Source organism: Arcicella rigui, assembly GCF_034929435.1.
GTDB classification, from domain to species: Bacteria; Bacteroidota; Bacteroidia; order Cytophagales; family Spirosomataceae; genus Arcicella; species Arcicella rigui.
Map to the genome: position 1 here is coordinate 60,344 of NZ_JAYFUM010000003.1, position 18,071 is coordinate 78,414.

Below are 18,071 nucleotides of genomic sequence, written 5' to 3' on the forward strand. Positions count from 1 at the left end.
TATGAATTTAATGATTACTAAACTCAAGGTCGCCTTGTTTTTTGTTGGATTAGCGATGTCTTTGCAGCTATCCGCTCAAGATAAAAAGGCAATTAAAGGAAACGTCAAGGACGGAAGTACGGGAGAAGCACTTATTGGTGCCAATGTTTTGATTAAGGGAACGAAGTCTGGGGCATCAACAGATGCTTCGGGGAATTTTACGCTAAATGCTTCAAGTAGCGATGTGCTGGTTGTGTCTTATGTTGGCTATGATACCAAAGAAGTAAGTGTGGGTAGTCAAGAGGTGATTTCAATCAGTTTGTCAGGCGTAAAAACCTTATCGGAAGTCATCGTAACAGGATATTCTACCCAATCGAAGAAAAATATTACGGGGGCTGTTGGTACAATTTCTTCTAAAGATTTATTGGCTGTGCCATCGACTGGCGTGAGTCAGGCTTTGCAAGGGCGTATTGCAGGGGTAACTGTTGCTCAGGAAGGCGGTCCCGGTGGCGGAACAATGGTGCGTATCCGTGGTTTTGGTACGGTGGGCGACAACGAACCTTTGTACGTGATTGACGGCGTACCTACCCAAACAGGTTTGAACGACCTCAACCCCAACGATATTGAAAGTGTGCAAGTATTGAAAGATGCTTCTTCCGCATCAATTTATGGGGCTCGTGCAGGGAATGGTGTTGTGATTGTTACGACAAAAGGAGGCAAAGCAGGTAAAACAAAACTGACTTTTGATGCTTTCATGGGAAATCAGGTTGTGCCAAAATTACCTGGAGTTTTAACGGCACAACAATTTGCAGATATGTTGTGGACGGCTCAGAAAAACAATGGACAAAGCCCTTCGCATCCTTATTTTGGCAATGGTGCAAGTCCTGTGATTCCTGATAATTTTACCCCAAATATTCCTGTAAGTAAGCAGGGTACAAATTGGTTAGACCAAATTTTCAATAATGCTCCTACAAAAAATTATACTTTAGGCGTTACGGGTGGAACAGAAGCAGGGAGTTATGCTTTCTCAAGTGGTTATACAAAACAAGATGGTATTTTGTTAAATACTGGTTTCGAGCGTTTTACAGGTCGAGTAAATACAAATTTTAATTTGAAAAAACGTATTCGTGTAGGTGAAAACCTTACTGTATCGTACTCTAATAAAGTAGGTGTAGCTAACCAAAATACTGAAAACCCTGTAACAATGGCTATTCGTATGCCTTCGGTATTGCCAGTATATGGTTTAGATGGGCGTTATGCAGGTGGTGGCATTGGAGGTTTCAACAATGCTCAAAACCCTGTGGCTGCTTTGAACAGAGGTAAAGATAATGACGACTCTCGTTTGAGAGTATTCGGAAATGCCTTTATGGAATTAGATTTGGGCTATGGAATTACAGCAAAATCAAGTATTGGTATTGACTATTTGGCTGGACATACTTCAAAATTCACCGCTATCAATTATGAAGATGCAGAAGTAGTGGGTTCTAATAAATTAGACGAAACCGTTACGACACTTTCAAATTATACTTGGTCTAATACCGTTGCCTATACAGGAAAAGTTGGCAAAGGAGAATTGAATGCTTTGGTAGGTTTGGAAGCCATCCAATCAAAAGGAACTTATCTTTACGCCAGCCGTACCAATTATTTTAGTGAAGATGTTGATTACCGTACTTTAGGCGTAGGGGCAAGTGGTATTGCCAATGACGGCTCACGTACTGGCAACCGTTTGTTCTCTGTATTTGGTAAAGTCGATTATAACTATGACGATTTCTTGTTATTATCGGCTACGGTTCGTCGTGATGGTTCTTCTCGCTTCGGTGCTTCAAATCGTTTTGCTACGTTCCCTTCTGTAAGTGCAGGGCTTCGTCTTACAAAGTTTGAACCTGTTAAAAAAATCTTTGATGATTTGAAAGTAAGAATTGGTGTCGGACAAACGGGTAATCAGCAAGTGGGTGATTATGCTTCTTATACTTTGTTTAGTTCAGATGTAAACACTACTTATTACGATATTCAAGGAACGAAAACTTCTTCTCAGTCTGGTTTTGCCAATGCTACTTTAGGAAACGACAATGTAAAATGGGAAACTACGACAAGTACCAACTTTGGGATTGATGCGGCTTTCTTGAAAAATAAAATGACGGTTTCATTAGATATTTATAACCGTAAAACTACCGATATGTTGGTTCAAGTACCACAACCTGCTACCGTAGGTTTTGCGAATCCACCTTACATCAATATCGGTGAAATGACCAATAAAGGCTTTGATTTAGGAGTAAATTACCGTGATAAAGTAGGAAAACTAACTTACGATGTGGGGTTGAATGTTTCGCACTACAAAAACAATGTGGATAAATTAGGCGATAATCCTCTTTTCTCAATTGCTGGTGCTCAAGCTCGTGAACAGCGTTTAACTCGTACTCAACAAGGATTCCCACTATCGTATTTCTATGGATACAAAGTATTGGGTATTTTCCAAAATTCGGCAGAAGTAAGTGCAAGTCCCTCACAAAATTTCACTACAAGCGAAGCAGGTGTAGGTCGTTTCAAGTATGAAGATGTGAACAAAGATGGTAAAATTGATGCCAACGACCGTACCATTATCGGAAGCCCTCACCCAGATTTCACTTTTGGTTTCAATGTAAATTTAGCTTACGAAGGCTTTGACGTAGCCCTTTTCCTACAAGGTTCTCAAGGAAACAGTATTTATAATTTTACAAAATACTTTACTGATTTTGCAGGCGTATTTTATCAAAGTGGAAAAGGTACAAATATCTTAAATGCTTGGACTCCAACCAACACAAACACGACCGTTCCAAAATTATCATCGGGTACGCCAAATGGTGAAACTGAAACGAATAGTTATTTCGTAGAAGATGGTTCATATATTCGATTGAAAAACCTTCAAATCGGTTATACGCTTCCCAAATCAATTATTAACAAATTGGGCCTTGAACGCCTAAGAGTATATGTGCAAGGACAAAACCTATTCACCTTCACCAATTATAGTGGTTTAGACCCAGAATTGAGTTTGCGTTCATTCTCATCTGCTGATGCTCGCACTACCAACTTGGACATCGGTGTTGACAGAGGTTCTTATCCCGTATCAAAAACCTTGTTAGTAGGCTTGAACTTGACTTTCTAATCGAATTTTTTTAACAGAACATTTCGGTAATTGTAAAAATCAGCGTGTTTTTATCAGCTATCGTTTAGAATAAAATACTAAAAATGAAAAAAATACTTGTTTCAATATTTACCATTGCTACTTTGATAGGCGTATCATCTTGTAGTAATTACCTCGATGAAATGAAGCCTCAAGGCTCATTATCTGCCGAAAGTTTGGCGACTGAAAAAGGCGTTTCTGGTTTATTAACAGGTGCTTATGCTGCCATAGATGGATATTTAGAACATCCTTTTTCTTATACAAAATCGTTCCCTTGGCACGCTGCTCCTTCCAACTGGATTTATGGAAGTGTTGCTGCTGGTGATTCGCACAAAGGCTCTGACCCCGGCGACCAGTCGCAAGGAAACATGATTGAAGACTTTACGGCTACCTCTGCCAATGAATTTGTAAGAGGAAAATGGTGGCATACTTACGAAGGAGTCAATCGTTGTAATAATACTTTGCGTGCTTTAGCTTTAGCCAAAAAGAACAATGCCATTTCGGCTGATAAAGCAAAACTTATCGAAGCAGAAGCTCGATTCTTGCGAGGGCATTATCATTTTGAAGCAAAGAAAATGTGGAATAATGTGCCTTTCGTTGACGAAAACGTAACAGACCCACGTGTACCAAATACTACGAATATTTGGCCAAATATTGAGGCAGACTTCAAATTTGCGGCAGACAATTTACCAACCAAACAAGCCGATGTAGGTAGAGCTACCAAATGGGCGGCTCAAGCTTACTTGGCGAAGGCAAAAATGTTTCAAAATAAATACAGCGAAGCATTACCCTTATTGAATGGAATTATTCAAAGCGGACAGTTTTCATTGGCCAAAAATTACAGTGATAACTTCAATGCTGAAACCAACAACAACACAGAATCTATTTTTGAAATTCAGTATTCTGTAAATGATGGAGCAACCGAAGGACAAAATGGAGGATTCTCTGAAGCTTTGGCTTTCCCATTTGCCAACAGTGGAGCTCCGTCGGGTTGTTGTGGTTTTCACCAGCCATCTCAAAACTTGGTGAACGCTCATAAAACAGATGCAAATGGTTTGCCATTATTCAGTACTTATAATGCAAGTGATTTGAAAAGTGATTTAGACGGTGGTAAATATTTGAAAAGTACCGAAAGTTATTCACCCGATAGAACAACGCCAGTTGACCCTCGTTTAGACTGGTCAGTGGGTCGTCGTGGTATTCCTTATTTAGACTGGGGTTTACATCCGGGTCAAAGTTGGATTCGTGACCAGTCGGGTACTTATGGCCCTTACACTCCTATCAAAAATGCGTACTACAAACGTCAGGAAGGTTCATTGGTTGCCAATTTTGCTACCTATTGGAGAGGCTCTGCCAACAACTTCCGTTTGATTCGCTATGCCGATGTATTACTTTGGGCGGCAGAATGTGAAGTAGAAATTGGGAGTTTAGATAAAGCTCAAACCTATGTAGATTTAGTAAGAGCAAGAGCGATGAATAGCACAAAAGTAACGCTTCCAGACGGAACACATGCGGCCAATTATAGCATTAAAACTTACCAATTGGCAGGCAATACTTTTGCCAGCAAAGGACAGGCGTATGCACGTGATGCGGTTCGTTTCGAGCGTAGATTAGAGTTTGCGATGGAAGGTCATCGTTTCTTCGACCTTGTGCGTTGGGGCATTGCAGACGTAGAAATCAATAAGTACTTAGACGTTGAAAGAACCAAACGCCCATTGTTGAAAAATGCGAAGTTTATCAAAGGAAAGCATGAGTATTATCCTATTCCGCAAGAACAAATAGATGTAAGTATCGTAAACGGAACGCCTACCTTGAAGCAAAATCCGGGGTACTAATACTTTTCGACATATTTGTTTTTCAGTAAACTTTCATCAGAAGGAAGCCATTGCGAGTGGCAATGGCTGCCTCACCTTTTATATTATGGCACAAATCTCATCCGTTTCTAAGGCTAAATTAGCTGATAATGCCAACGACAAGGCTACTTATATTGTCCCACTTATATTGGTAACAAGTTTGTTTTTTATGTGGGGAGTGGCAAATAATTTGAATGATATTCTAATCAAACAATTCCAAAAAGCATTTGAACTAAGCGATTTTCAGTCGGGTTTGGTGCAGTCTGCTTTTTATTTTGGATACTTCGTTTTGGCAATTCCTGCGGCATTGTTTATGCGAAAATACAGTTATAAGACGGCTATTATACTTGGACTTTCGTTGTATGCAACGGGAGCATTTTTATTTTATCCAGCCGCAGAAATGCAGTCGTATTCCTTCTTTTTGATGGCACTTTTTGTGATTGCCGCAGGGCTTGCATTTTTGGAAACTGCTGCCAATCCATTTGTAGCTGCTTTAGGAAATCCTGAAACTTCTGCTTTTCGTTTAAACTTAGCTCAGTCATTCAACCCAATTGGGTCAATTACGGGAATATTGATTGGACAACAATTTATTTTTTCAGGGGTAGAATACACCAAAGAAGAATTGGCGAAGCTTTCATCAGAAGAACTAACAAAATATTATGCCAGCGAAGCTACCGCAGTACAAACACCTTATTTGTTGATTGGTATTGTTGTGATACTGTTTGTAGTACTTATTTCGCTCACTCAATTCCCGAAAGTCGAAGCAGAGGAGGACGCAGTATCTGAACCCGTTTCCATTTTGTCCCTTCTAAGAATAAAGCATTTTCGTTTAGCTGTAATTACACAGTTTTTTTATGTGGGTGCTCAAGTAGGGATTTGGAGTTATTTGATTCGTTATGCACAAAACGCCGTGCCAAATATGTCTGAAAAAGAAGCGGCTTCTTACCTAACTTACTCCTTAGTCGTATTTATGGGCGGTCGTTTTGGCGGAACAGCATTGTTAAAATACGTTAAAGCCAATGTTTTGATGGGTATTTATGCACTCATTTGCGTGGTTTTAGTATCGCTCTCAATGCTATTTCCTTCAATGTTTGGCATTTGGACATTGGTTGTTACCAGTTTCTTTATGTCGATTATGTTCCCAACAGTTTTTTCGTTGGGTTTAGATGGTTTGGGTGAAGGCACAAAAATCGGAGCATCTTTATTAGTAATGGCTATTATTGGCGGAGCGGTGCTAACCGCTTTGATGGGCTTAGTTTCCGATAAAATGGGAATTGCAATTGCCGAAATAGTTCCCTTATTGTGCTTTGTGTCAGTGGCTTATTATGCTTTTGTAGGATATAGAAAATAAAATTTTTAATAGAACCAATTATGGTAAAATTCGGAGCATCAATACTAACATGGATTCCGACATGGACAAGGGAAGGAGGGAAGTTTGCCATTGAGCAAGCTTCAAAAATTGGCTACGATGTGGTAGAAATCCTTTTACCCAATTTAGCCAACTTTGAGGCTAAAATTGCCAAACAAATGGCTCAAGAAAACGGAATTGCTTTGAATTGTTCATTAATTCTCCCTCAAGATCATCATTTGCCTTTTTATCCTGAAAAAGCGAAAGCTTTATTGCTCAATGCTCTTGATGTTTTAGAAGAATTAGAAGTAAATCTTTTGGCTGGCGTACTCTATACGGGCATTGGTGTTTTTACCAAAGCCCCAAGAACCACCGCAGAAACAAACGTAATTGTAGATGTAATTGGAGAAGTAGCCAACGTAGCCCAAAGCAAAGGCATTTCTTTAGCTCTTGAACCCATCAACCGTTATGAAACCTATTTGCTTACTTCAGTTGCGGAGGTAGTGGAAATTGTTTCTTTGATTGGTCTTGATAATGTGGGCGTACAAATTGACACTTTTCATGCCAATATCGAAGAGTCGAATATGCGTACTCCTGTGCTTCAAGCAGGGAATTTATTGAAACACGTACACGCTGCGGCAAGCGATAGAGGTATTTTAGGAAAAGATAATATTGATTGGGAAAGTTTTTTCAAAGCTTTGGCAGCCGTCAATTATCAAGGTTCATTAGTACTTGAATCGTTTTCTTCGGAAGTAGAAGCATTGGTAGCCCCAACGTCTTTATGGCGAAAATCAACTTATTCTTGTGAAGAATTGGCAAAAGAATCGCTACAATTTATGCGAGAAATGTCTATCAAAGCAGGCTTATAATATTACTGAGTTCGACTAATTTATGCCTTAACGCTGGCTTCTTGTAAGTCAGCGTTATTTTTTTTGATAAAGTACCAAGCATAAATCAGAATCACGGTAAAGTAAAACATTGGTAAACCAAAAGAGTATTTGAGTGAATAATTTTCTGAAAATTGGTTCATTAAAACTGCTAAAAACACGCCTCCAATCATTCCCATCACAATAAGTCCACCCGCTAACTTGCTATTTTCCTTGAAATCTCTTACGCCTAATACAAAAATTCCCGGAAACATAGCCGCCATAAAAAAGCTTGTAGCCATCAGTGCATTTAAACCAATCTGATTATCAAAAGAAATGGCAATGCCACATAAAATTACATTCATCAATGCCGAGGAAAATAGAATCTTTTCTATCATAATGTATCTCGACAGTACGCTGCTGATAAATCTTCCTATGGTGAACAGGAGCAAGGCATTGATTAAATAAGCTTTTGAACTTAGTAAATCAACGTTGTTGCTTGAATGTTGAGCGAAGTAATTCCAGATACCGACTTGAGCTCCCATGTAGAAAAATTGTGCAATTATCGAATACCGTAATGGGTGATTGCGAAGAATTGCTTTGAGTTTTACAGGATTTTTGGTTTTTACTAATTCTTCTTTCACATCTGGGAATTTGGCAAGAAACATCAGTAAAGCCCAAATAACTACTACAATACCAACAATGATGTATGGAAGCAAAATGTCTTGCAGATATAAACGAGAAAAATCATCCATTTGAATAGCCGATAAATTAAAATGTTGGCTTGGCATAATGGATAATTCATTGGTGATGATTAAAATAGAAATGAAACCAATGGGATTGAAGGATTGTGTGAAAAGTAACCTAAAACTGGCATTTTCAGCATTTCCGAGGGCAATGATGTACAAATTGGCTGCTGTTTCTAAAAAAGCCAATCCACTTGAAATGATAAAAACTACAACCAAAAAGAAACCATATTCTTGAATATCAGCCGCAGGATAAAATAAAAATGCTCCTACTCCCGAAAGCAATAAACCTAAAATAATTCCCGCCTTAAAACTGTATCGTTGCATCAGCAAACCAGCAGGCAAAGCCATAGAAAAATAGCCAAAGTAAAAAAAGGTCTGTACAAAACTTGTTTGAAAACTCGATAAGCGAAATACCTGTTGGCATTGGCTCATCAATAAATAATTGAGTCCGCTGGCACAGCCCCAAAGCAAAAATAAACCAGTCAGTAATATTTGAGGAATCAATTTAGATTGCTTTGTATCTATGGTTGTCTGTAAGTGGTTTTCCATTGCTTAAAAATTATCACGAACGATAGTTTATAGTGGTTGGGTTGGCATATTATTTCTGTACTCGGTGGGCGTAATCTGAAACTTTGCTTTGAAAGAGGAGGCAAAATACCCCTGTGAAGTAAACCCGACTTTCAGGGCAATATCTTGAATGGGTTCATTCGTCTGGCGAAGCAAGTAACGAGCTTTTTTCAATCGTACATCCTGCAAATAATCATTTACACTACAATTGAGCAGGGCTTTTACTTTTCTGTAAAGCTGTACCCGTGAAACGCCCATTTCTTTACACATATCGTTTACTTGAAAGTCGCTTTTGTGAAAATTACTTTCCATCATTGCAACAAAATCGTTGACAAACTTTTTATCTAAAGTATTTTCGCTGGTGTCGTACACCACTTTATCTATTTCGCTAATGTAGCGTTCTCTCAAAATTTGTCTATTTCTCAAAAGTGTTTTTATCCTTTCTCTTAGCAATGCCATATTGAAAGGCTTACAGAAATAAGCATCCGCTCCCATTTGCGTACCTTCTATTTGTTTTTCAATAGACGACAGTGCTGTTAGTAAAATCACAGGAATATGGGATGTTCTGAAATCTGATTTTAATTTTTGCGTAATATCAAAACCATCTTTACCGGGAAGCATCACATCACAAATAATTAAGTCTGGAACTACTTCAAAAGCTTTACTTAAACCTAAATTTCCATTCAATTCTTCCCATAATTCATATTCATCAGAAAGCCTTGAGCGAAGAAATGAACGAACTTCTGTATTGTCTTCGATAAGAAGTAAAGAGAATTTTTTGCCTGAAACGGTTTCTTTAGCCTTTTCATTGGGTGTGATTTCATAGGGTAAATCATCGTTTACAAAAAAGTGTTCAGCCTGTTTCTCGGCTAACTGGTTCAAGGTAAGATGCTCATTTCCAAAAGGTAGCGTTACGTCAAAACGTGTTCCTTTCCACTTTTCACTTTGAACTTTGATGTCGCCTTTGTGCAATAAAATTAACTCTTTAGAAAGGGCCAATCCGAGTCCACTTCCTACATCGCTAAAGTTATCAACCTGAAAAAAGCGGTCAAAAATTCGGTCTAAATCTGAAGGATTCATTCCTCTGCCATTGTCTTCCACAATAATTCGGACACAATTATCAACCGATTCGTTGATAATCCGAATACTTATCTTGCCGTTGTCGGCGGTGAATTTAAACGCATTAGAAAGTAAATTAAAAATTACTTTATCAAGCTTGTCAACATCAAACCAGCAGTTGAGTGAATCGACGTTACTAAATACTTCAAATTGAATATTTCTACTTTTCGCCAATCGTTCAAAAGATTTTGAAAGGCTTTTTACAAAACTAATCAGCTCATTTTGGGTCGCTCGTAGCTCCATACTTCCGTTTTCAATTTTGCGGAAATCCAATAATTGATTCACCAAACGAAGCAAACGATTGGCATTTGATTGAATGAGCAGCAAATCATTTCGAAGCTCTTTATTTACCCCCGAATTTTTGGCAAGCCATTCTTCGGTTGGGCCGAGGATTAATGTAAGAGGGGTACGAAATTCATGAGAAATATTGGTAAAAAACTTTAGTTTTGCTTGTGTGGCTTCCTCCGCTTTTTCAGCCATTTCCTGAATCTGATTTCTTTGTTGGAGGATTTCTTCGTTTTTATCTTGCAAATCCACATTAGCAATTTGCTTTTCTTGTAGCGAGAGTAAAGTTAAACCTCCCAGAATAATCACAATCACCAAAGCCCCTAAAATAATGTAGGTGATTGTTTTTTGTCTTCTTTGAACTGAGTCAAGCAAAATACCTTGATTCACAGTTTCTTTCTGAGAAACTATTTGATTGGTTGCGGTTGCCTTATTTTTTAAAGGAAAGATTTTATTTTCAGCACCAGCAGATAGTGCGAAAGAAATAATGATTCCGATGAAAAAAATATACCTGATAAACTTTTTTAAAATACTTTGACGGTTAATACAAGATAAGTTTGAGTATAACAAGACTGTATTGAATTTTTCGTAAAAAATATAATTATTCTTACAAAAATACAGATTTTTTTGGTTAAAGTATTGGTTGAAATAGCCCTTTTGTATTTATAATTTCTATTATTGTGCCATTATCACTTTAATTTTCTCATATAATGAGTTTTATATAAAAACGACAAAGCCCCAACTTTTTCAAATTGAGGCTTTGTCGTTTTTTATATTCAGTTTGACTTACTTAGTACCGTATTTTTCTGAATATTTTTTGTACAAACGTTTTTGTTTGTCGTCCAAATCTATCTTGCGACCTTGAATAAAAGCTTGTTCAACTTTTGCCGAACGCATATCTAATACATCGCCAGCCGATACGATTAAAGTAGCGTGTTTACCTACTTCCAAAGTACCTACATATTTATCAATACCTAAAATTTTAGCATTGTTGGCTGTGATTAATTTCAAAGCATCTTCTTTGTCCATGCCATGTCCTGCCACTGTACCCGCTACGAATGGCAAATTGCGTGTTCTCCAGTTTAGACCAATGTAAGCCAAGCCCACCGTTACGCCTTTTTGTTGTAATAAATAAGGCAATTTATAAGGCAAATCGGTGTCGTCATCTACTTTGTTGGGTAAACGGTGTGTTGTACCTACAATGACTGGAACGTTGTTTTCTTTCAAGAAATCTGCCGCTAATAAAGACTCTTCACCGCCGATGATTACGATTTTCTTTACCCCTTTCGACTGTGCAAATTGTACGGCTTCGATGATTTCTTTACCATAATCCGCAGCGATATAAAGATTTTTTGAACCATCAAAAAGTCCTTTCATTGCTTCCAATTTCACATTGATAGTGCTTGGATTTTTGATTTGCGAATAAATAATCGCATCATCAAAAATTTTGCTGATTTCTCTTAATTGTTCTTCTCTTTTGTCATTCTTTTTAGTTGTAAAAGTAAAAGTAGAAAAATCAAAATCACGCTTAAAGTAGCCAATCCAGTTGATGTGTACACCATCATCTTTTTTCAAAACGGCATCTTCCCAGTTCCAGCCGTCTAATTGCATTACCGACGACATACCCGTAATGACATCTCCTTGTGGAGTAGCTTGCGTAATTAAAACACCATTACTTCTTACTGTAGGAATCAATTCAGAATCTGTATTATAAGCAATCAAAGCACGCACGTGTGGATTGAATTGCCCGATTTCAGTTTGGTCGTCAGTTGCACGAACGGCTTCAATTTCAATAAGTCCCAATTGATTGGCAGGAGAAATTAAACCCGGATAAATACTTTTTCCAGTAACGTCGATCGTTTCGGTAGTAGCTTTGTTGTAAGCAGTACCCGCACCACCGATGGCAGTAATGACACCTTTGTCAAAAACAATTACGCCGTTTGGAATTACTTGTCCAGCAGCAGTATGAATCGTTGCACCTGTCAAAGCAATCGCTTTGGTTTGTGGAAGCCCAGCCGCTTGGTTTTGGGCAAAAATTGTATTCGTAAAGAATAAGAATACAAGGCTATATATCAATTTTATGTTTTTCATTTTATGTCAATTTTTAAATCATCTGAATTATTGAAAAATTAATAATTAATAATTCATATCTCATAATTAGTCCTCTTGTTCTTCCGTCTGTGAAAGTCCTTTTTCTTTAAATCCACCTACTTCTTCGGTTAAATCACCTTCTGAATTACAGTGGAATAATCTTGGTCTTTTCGCTTCTGGTTTTACCGTAGCGGCTCCGCCTGCTTTAGCATTCAACATTTTCTGAGTAATACGGTTTCTTTCTGCCGCAATACTTGCACGTAATTGTTTATCTTTTTCGATGTCAAAATACGTAGCTCCGTCGATGATTACTTTTTCTGGTTTTGCATATACCGAAAGTGGATTATTGTTCCATAAAACTACGTCTGCATCTTTGCCTGCTTTGATACTTCCCAAACGGTTATCCAAATGCAACATTTTTGCAGGATTCAAGGTCACCATTTTCCAAGCTTCTTCCTCTGTCATTCCGCCGTACATGACTGTTTTTGCCGCTTCTTGGTTCAATCTACGAGCCATTTCTGCATCATCCGAGTTGATTGAAGTATTTACCCCAACTTTCGTCATCAAGGCTGCATTGAACGGAATCGCTTCTTTTACTTCCATTTTATAAGCCCACCAGTCAGAGAACGTAGAACCGTTTGCTCCGTGTGCTTTCATTTTGTCAGCTACTTTATAACCTTCTAAGATGTGCGTAAAAGTGTTCACTTTAAAACCTAAAGAATCTGCTACTTTCAACAACATATTGATTTCTGACTGTACATAAGAGTGACAAGTAATGAATCTTTTCTTGTTCAAAATTTCTACTAAAGCGTCTAATTCTAAATCACGTTTTACAGGTGCAAGTGTTGGATTTGCCGCCGCTGCTTTGGTAGCTTTTTCATATTCTTTTGCTCTCAAAAAAGCATCCATCATTACTTGCTCAACGCCCATACGAGATTGTGGGAAACGTACTCTGGCACGGTCGCCCCAGTTGGCTTGTTTTACGTTTTCGCCCAAAGCAAATTTGATAAATCCATCTGCGTTCGGAATTTTCAACGCTTCTGGTGCTTCACCCCATTTTAATTTAATGATTGCCGATTGTCCACCGATTGAGTTTGCCGAACCATGTAATAACTGAGAAGAAGTAACACCACCCGCCAATTGACGATAAATGTTGATGTCTTCTGAATTAATTACGTCTTCCATTCTTACTTCAGAAGTAACCGACTGAGTACCTTCGTTTACCGACAATAAAGCAATGTGTGAATGTTCATCAAAAATACCGTTTGTTAAATGTTTACCCGTTCCGTCGATTACTTTAGCTCCGTTTTCAGCAAGGTTTTTCCCTACTTTAGCAATTTTACCATTTTGAATTAAAACGTCTGTGTTCTGGATAATTCCTTCTTTTTCGTTAGTCCAAACCGTAGCGTTTTTCACTAAAATAGTTTCAGCTTTTGGTTTTTCTTCTGTTCCGTAGCTTGTGAAAGGATAAGATAATTTTCCGATTTCTGGAATTACTTTTTTAGTACTATCAGTTTTTGCAGGTGTTTCTTTGAAAGCTTCTTTGAAAGTAGCCGTGAAAGTAACCGCTTGTCCACTGGCATCTAAACCATCTCCTTTAAAATTCTTTCCATCAAAATAAGTACTGATACGAGTATCTCCTTTGTCTTTTTTAGGGTCTAATTTAAAGCTCAAAGTAAAGTTTTCGCCGGTTCTGGTTACTTTCGGACTTACTTTTACTGAGTCCGTTACTACGATTTGGAAATCTGGTTTTTCAACTTTTCCTGTAACATTCAATTTCAAACCAGTTTTAGCTCCAACGCTTAAATCATAAGTAGCACGAACGTCTTTTACGTTCATATTTGCCAAAACATAACGCTGACCTTTTACCCAGTTTTCATAAATTACATTTCCGTCTTTGAATAAATTATCAGAAGTAATCAAGAAGTTGGCTAACATTCCTGCTTTTAATGAACCTACCAAATTATCTACTTTCATCAACTGTGCTGGCGTTGAAGTGATGGCTGCTAAGGCAACTTTTTCGTCTAAACCGTATTCTATGGCTTTGCGGAGGTTGGTCAAAAAGTCTGCTTTGCTTCTTAGGTTTGAAGTAGTGAAGGCAAAATTTATACCTGCTTTTGCTAAAATGGCAGCATTGGCTGGTGCCATTTCCCAATGTTTCATTTCGGACAAAGAAACTACCGACGCATCGTAAGGGTCTTCAACATCTGGTGTTGCAGGGAAATTTAGCGGTAAAATCAAGCTCGAACCAGTAGCCTTTACTTCATCAAGACGTTGGTACTCGTCTCCTGCTCCTTTAATAATATATTGTACGCCAAATTCTTTTCCGATTTTGCTGGCACGCAAAATGCCCAGTTTATCTCCTACTTCAAATACTTGTGGAAGGCTTTGGTTGTTGTTGAAAGCATCTAAAGAAATATTTGATTCAATTTTATTTTTTGATTTCTTGAACCAGTCGGCATCGTAATAGGTCTGACGAAGCAATGCTACCGAACCCATCATTGAGTTGGGGTAATCTTGCGTAGAAGTACCTTTCGAGAATGAATAATGAGCTGAAACATTACTTTTCAATAAAGCATCTTGGTCACGACCATCCAAAAGGGCTACCAAAGCAGAATTTCCTCTCACGATTCCATCTTGCACGTGGCTGATAGTTGCTCCGAAACCAATTTTACGTAATTCGTCGGCAGCGTTGCTATTAACTGTAAAAAGATTAGCGGCAGTTACTTCTGGTAATACTGCTTGATTCCAGTTGTAAGCTCCTTTTTTCTTAGAATCAAATTGTGGGTCACCTCTGAAACCTCTGCTTTCGCTTTTGGTATCAGGTAAACCATAGTTTGAATAAACTTCAACTAAAGAAGGATAAATTCTTTTGCCTTTGAGGTCTGTAACATTTGTACCTGCTGGAATTACTACATTTTTTCCGATAGCTTCAATCACCGAGCCACGGATGAGTAGCGTTGCTCCTTCAATGATGGTGTTGGCATCTGCTACGATGGTAGCATTTGTGAAAGCGTAATAATTAGGACGTTCATCTTGCACACCGTTGCGAGGCTGAAATTGCGTTTGTGCATGAATGATAGAACTCATCAAAAATAAGCAGATGAGGCTAAGAAAAAGTTTTTTCATGTTTTGTTGATTTTTGTTTGTGATAAGAATAATCGTCTAAAAATAGAATCAAAATTAGAAATATCCTATTTCACAGATTTTTTTTCGCCTAAAGAATTGAAAGACCTGCCAAGTGTTTTTTCAGAATTGAATTTTGAGTTGAAAGATTCTATTTAAAGTGCAAAAAAATAATATTTTTCTTGTAAACGTTTCCGTAAACGTTTACGGAAAAATATTCAAAAAAAGCCTTGAATAGTGATATTTTTTTGATATATCTTTAAGAGAAATTACAAGATACTCTTATTTAATCTATGATAACTACAAAAAAAATATTCGACGAAGTTACTTTATGGAATGAATTCAGAGCAGGCGACCATGCTGCTTTTTCTTCGATTTATCATAATTACGTTAGTCTGTTGTACAATTATAGTACAAGTATCACTGCCGACCGTGAGTTAATCAAGGATTGCTTGCACGACTTGTTTGTAGAGTTATGGAAAAACCATGCGAATTTGGGTGAAACCACTTCTATTCGCTATTATTTAATGGCTTCTATCAAACGCAAATTGGTGCGTCATTTAGAAGCACAGCAACGACATTTCCAACATCAAGAAGCTTACTATCTTGAAAATCCTGATTATACAGGTTCTCATGAAAACCGTTTGGTGGCTTTTGAAGAAGAGCAATGTTTCACTGATACTTTAAGTGAGTCATTCAAGTATTTGACCAAACGCCAAAGAGAAGCTATCTCTTTGAAGTTTTATCATAATATGGATACCGACCAGATTTCAAATATGATGAAAATAAATCCGCAGTCGGTTTATAATCTTATTTTCGGAGCGTTGAAAATCCTGAAAGAACACATTTCTGTCGAGCGTTTGCATTTTGCTTCTTAATTTTTGTATCAACGGATACAAGTATTTATTAGCAACAGGGGCGAACTATTCTCTTCAGCGAATGAATTTTTTTTAAATAGCCTTGATTGCTATCTAAAACATTGCACTGCAATGTGAAATAAGTAAACATAAATATTATGAATAAAGTAATTACGAATTTTATGACTGGTCAACGATTTTTGTTTGCTATAATCACCTACATTATTGCTTTTTCAACACTTTCTGCACAAACTCCTTTATTACAAAATATTTCTGGTAGAAAAACCACTTTACTTGATGGTCTATGGCAATCACAAGTAGATGTTTATGGCGTTGCTTCTCAAGAACGCTCAGGGCTTGTAAAAGATAGAAAGCCAGTTAAATATCAATTCAATGGCGAAAATTTACGAAATACAGAACTTGTAGAACAAGATTTAGATGTTGCAGAACAGCTAAAAGTTCCCGGAGATTGGAATACACAGCGTGAAAACCTGTTTTATTACGAGGGGAATATGTGGTATAGAAAAAAAATAACGCTAAATCCACAGGCTGGGAAACGCTATTTTTTACATTTTGGGGCGGTTAATTATGAGGCAGTTGTTTATGTTAACGGTACAAAATTAGGTCAACACGAGGGAGGTTTCACAGCCTTTCAATTTGAAGTAACTTCACTTTTGAAAGCTGGTGAAAATAAAATATTGGTTAATGCCAACAATATCAGAGGCGAAAATAAAATACCAACTAATATTACTGACTGGTGGAATTATGGAGGTATTACTCGTTCTGTAAACCTCGTAGAAGTGTCCGAAACTTTTATTTCAGATTATTTTATTCAGTTAGAGAAAGGTAAAATTGCTGATATAAAAGGTTGGGTAAAATTGGAAGGTTCGCAGAAAAGTCAAAATGTAACAATTGAAATTCCTGAAATCGGCTTGAAACAAACTGTTAAGCCAGATACTTCTGGTTTTGCAGCCCTTAGTTTTAATGTAAAGAAACTACAACTCTGGTCTCCCGAAAATCCTAAATTATACCTTGTAAAACTCACATCAGCAACAGATACCATCACTGATAAAATTGGCTTCCGAACAATTGAAACCCGTGGTACAGATATTTTACTGAATGGTAAACCCATTTTTTTGAAAGGAGCAAGTATTCACGAAGAAGCACCTTTCCGCACTGGTAGAGCTTATTCAGAAGGGGATGCTCGTACTTTGCTTACTTGGGCAAAAGAATTGGGCAGTAATTATGTACGCTTGGCTCATTACCCACATAATGAAACAATGACACGGATGGCTGATGAAATGGGTTTGTTGGTTTGGTCTGAGATTCCTGTTTATTGGGCGGTTAAGTTTGAAAAACCTGATGTTTATGTCAAAGCTGAAACTCAATTGTTAGAAAATATCAGTCGTGATAAAAATAGAGCCTCAATTATTATATGGTCTATGGCGAATGAAACTCCTGAAACGGAGGATAGACTCAAGTTTCTAAAAAAATTGATTGATAAAACCAAAAGTGTTGATGACACTCGACTCACCGCTGCGGCTTTATTTTCAAAAGCGAGCAAAGGTTTGCAAACCATTGAAGACCCTTTGGGTGAGTACGTAGATGTGATGGGTTGTAATGAATATATTGGCTGGTACACACTTCCTGCTGAACTTGCACCAACTATCCAGTGGACATCAAAATACAATAAACCCTTAATAATGAGCGAATTTGGTGGAGAAAGTGTAGCAGGTTTACATGGTAAAGCCGATGAAATTTGGACAGAAGAATATCAAAATCGTATTTATGAAAATCAAGTAAAAATGTTTGATAATATTTCATTTTTGCGAGGTACTTCTGCTTGGGTTTTGATGGATTTTCGTTCTCCATTGCGACTTTTACCAAGAAAGCAAGATTTTTTCAACCGCAAAGGTTTGGTTTCTGATACAGGAATTAAGAAAATGGCATTTTATACTTTAAAAAGATGGTATCAAACTAAATGACATTTAATAAAATTTATTTGAGAAAGCTTTAATTCAAAAACAAAAGGGTCAAGACATTTAGTTTTGACCCTTTTTTGTGCAAAAAA

Annotated in this window: 10 protein-coding genes; 6 read left to right on the forward strand and 4 right to left on the reverse strand. The window is 37.5% G+C overall.

All coding sequences use genetic code 11. The annotated features are described in order from the left end of the window. Positions 1 to 10: 10 nt before the first annotated feature. The 4 genes from VB248_RS02495 to VB248_RS02510 all read left to right on the forward strand — a co-directional run bounded on the left by VB248_RS02495 (position 11) and on the right by VB248_RS02510 (position 7,209). Positions 11 to 3,121: a SusC/RagA family TonB-linked outer membrane protein gene (locus tag VB248_RS02495; protein WP_323295153.1), complete on the forward strand. Its 3,111-nt coding sequence runs from the start codon at positions 11 to 13 to the stop codon at positions 3,119 to 3,121. Positions 3,122 to 3,204: 83 nt separating this feature from the next. Next, positions 3,205 to 4,974 carry a RagB/SusD family nutrient uptake outer membrane protein gene (locus VB248_RS02500; RefSeq protein ID WP_323295154.1) on the forward strand — a complete coding sequence of 590 codons (1,770 nt, stop codon included), beginning with the start codon at positions 3,205 to 3,207 and terminating at the stop codon, positions 4,972 to 4,974. Between the two features lie 85 nt (positions 4,975 to 5,059). Continuing rightward, positions 5,060 to 6,343 (forward strand): L-fucose:H+ symporter permease, encoded by a 1,284-nt coding sequence (fucP, locus tag VB248_RS02505; protein WP_323295155.1) that lies wholly within the window; start codon positions 5,060 to 5,062, stop codon positions 6,341 to 6,343. Between the two features lie 20 nt (positions 6,344 to 6,363). Further along, positions 6,364 to 7,209, forward strand: a complete 846-nt coding sequence (locus VB248_RS02510; RefSeq protein ID WP_323295156.1) for a sugar phosphate isomerase/epimerase family protein — start codon at positions 6,364 to 6,366, stop codon at positions 7,207 to 7,209. Positions 7,210 to 7,229: 20 nt separating this feature from the next. Here the strand turns inward: VB248_RS02510 and fucP (VB248_RS02515) are convergent, their stop codons facing one another. From fucP (VB248_RS02515) to VB248_RS02530, 4 genes are all read right to left on the reverse strand, one after another. After that, positions 7,230 to 8,504, reverse strand: a complete 1,275-nt coding sequence (gene fucP, locus VB248_RS02515; protein WP_323295157.1) for an L-fucose:H+ symporter permease — start codon at positions 8,502 to 8,504, stop codon at positions 7,230 to 7,232. 27 nt (positions 8,505 to 8,531) lie between these two features. After that, complete coding sequence (locus VB248_RS02520) at positions 8,532 to 10,496, reverse strand: hybrid sensor histidine kinase/response regulator transcription factor (RefSeq protein WP_323295158.1); 1,965 nt, start codon at positions 10,494 to 10,496, stop codon at positions 8,532 to 8,534. A gap of 216 nt (positions 10,497 to 10,712) precedes the next feature. After that, positions 10,713 to 12,017, reverse strand: a complete 1,305-nt coding sequence (locus VB248_RS02525; protein ID WP_323295159.1) for an amidohydrolase family protein — start codon at positions 12,015 to 12,017, stop codon at positions 10,713 to 10,715. A gap of 66 nt (positions 12,018 to 12,083) precedes the next feature. Beyond that, on the reverse strand, positions 12,084 to 15,146 hold the full coding sequence (locus VB248_RS02530; protein WP_323295160.1) for an amidohydrolase family protein: 3,063 nt from the start codon (positions 15,144 to 15,146) through the stop codon (positions 12,084 to 12,086). A gap of 290 nt (positions 15,147 to 15,436) precedes the next feature. Between VB248_RS02530 and VB248_RS02535 the strand changes: the two genes are divergently transcribed. Both VB248_RS02535 and VB248_RS02540 read left to right on the forward strand, forming a co-directional pair. Further along, positions 15,437 to 16,021 carry an RNA polymerase sigma factor gene (locus VB248_RS02535; RefSeq protein WP_323295161.1) on the forward strand — a complete coding sequence of 195 codons (585 nt, stop codon included), beginning with the start codon at positions 15,437 to 15,439 and terminating at the stop codon, positions 16,019 to 16,021. Positions 16,022 to 16,158: 137 nt separating this feature from the next. Then, positions 16,159 to 17,985: a glycoside hydrolase family 2 protein gene (locus VB248_RS02540; protein ID WP_323295162.1), complete on the forward strand. Its 1,827-nt coding sequence runs from the start codon at positions 16,159 to 16,161 to the stop codon at positions 17,983 to 17,985. Positions 17,986 to 18,071: the final 86 nt, after the last annotated feature.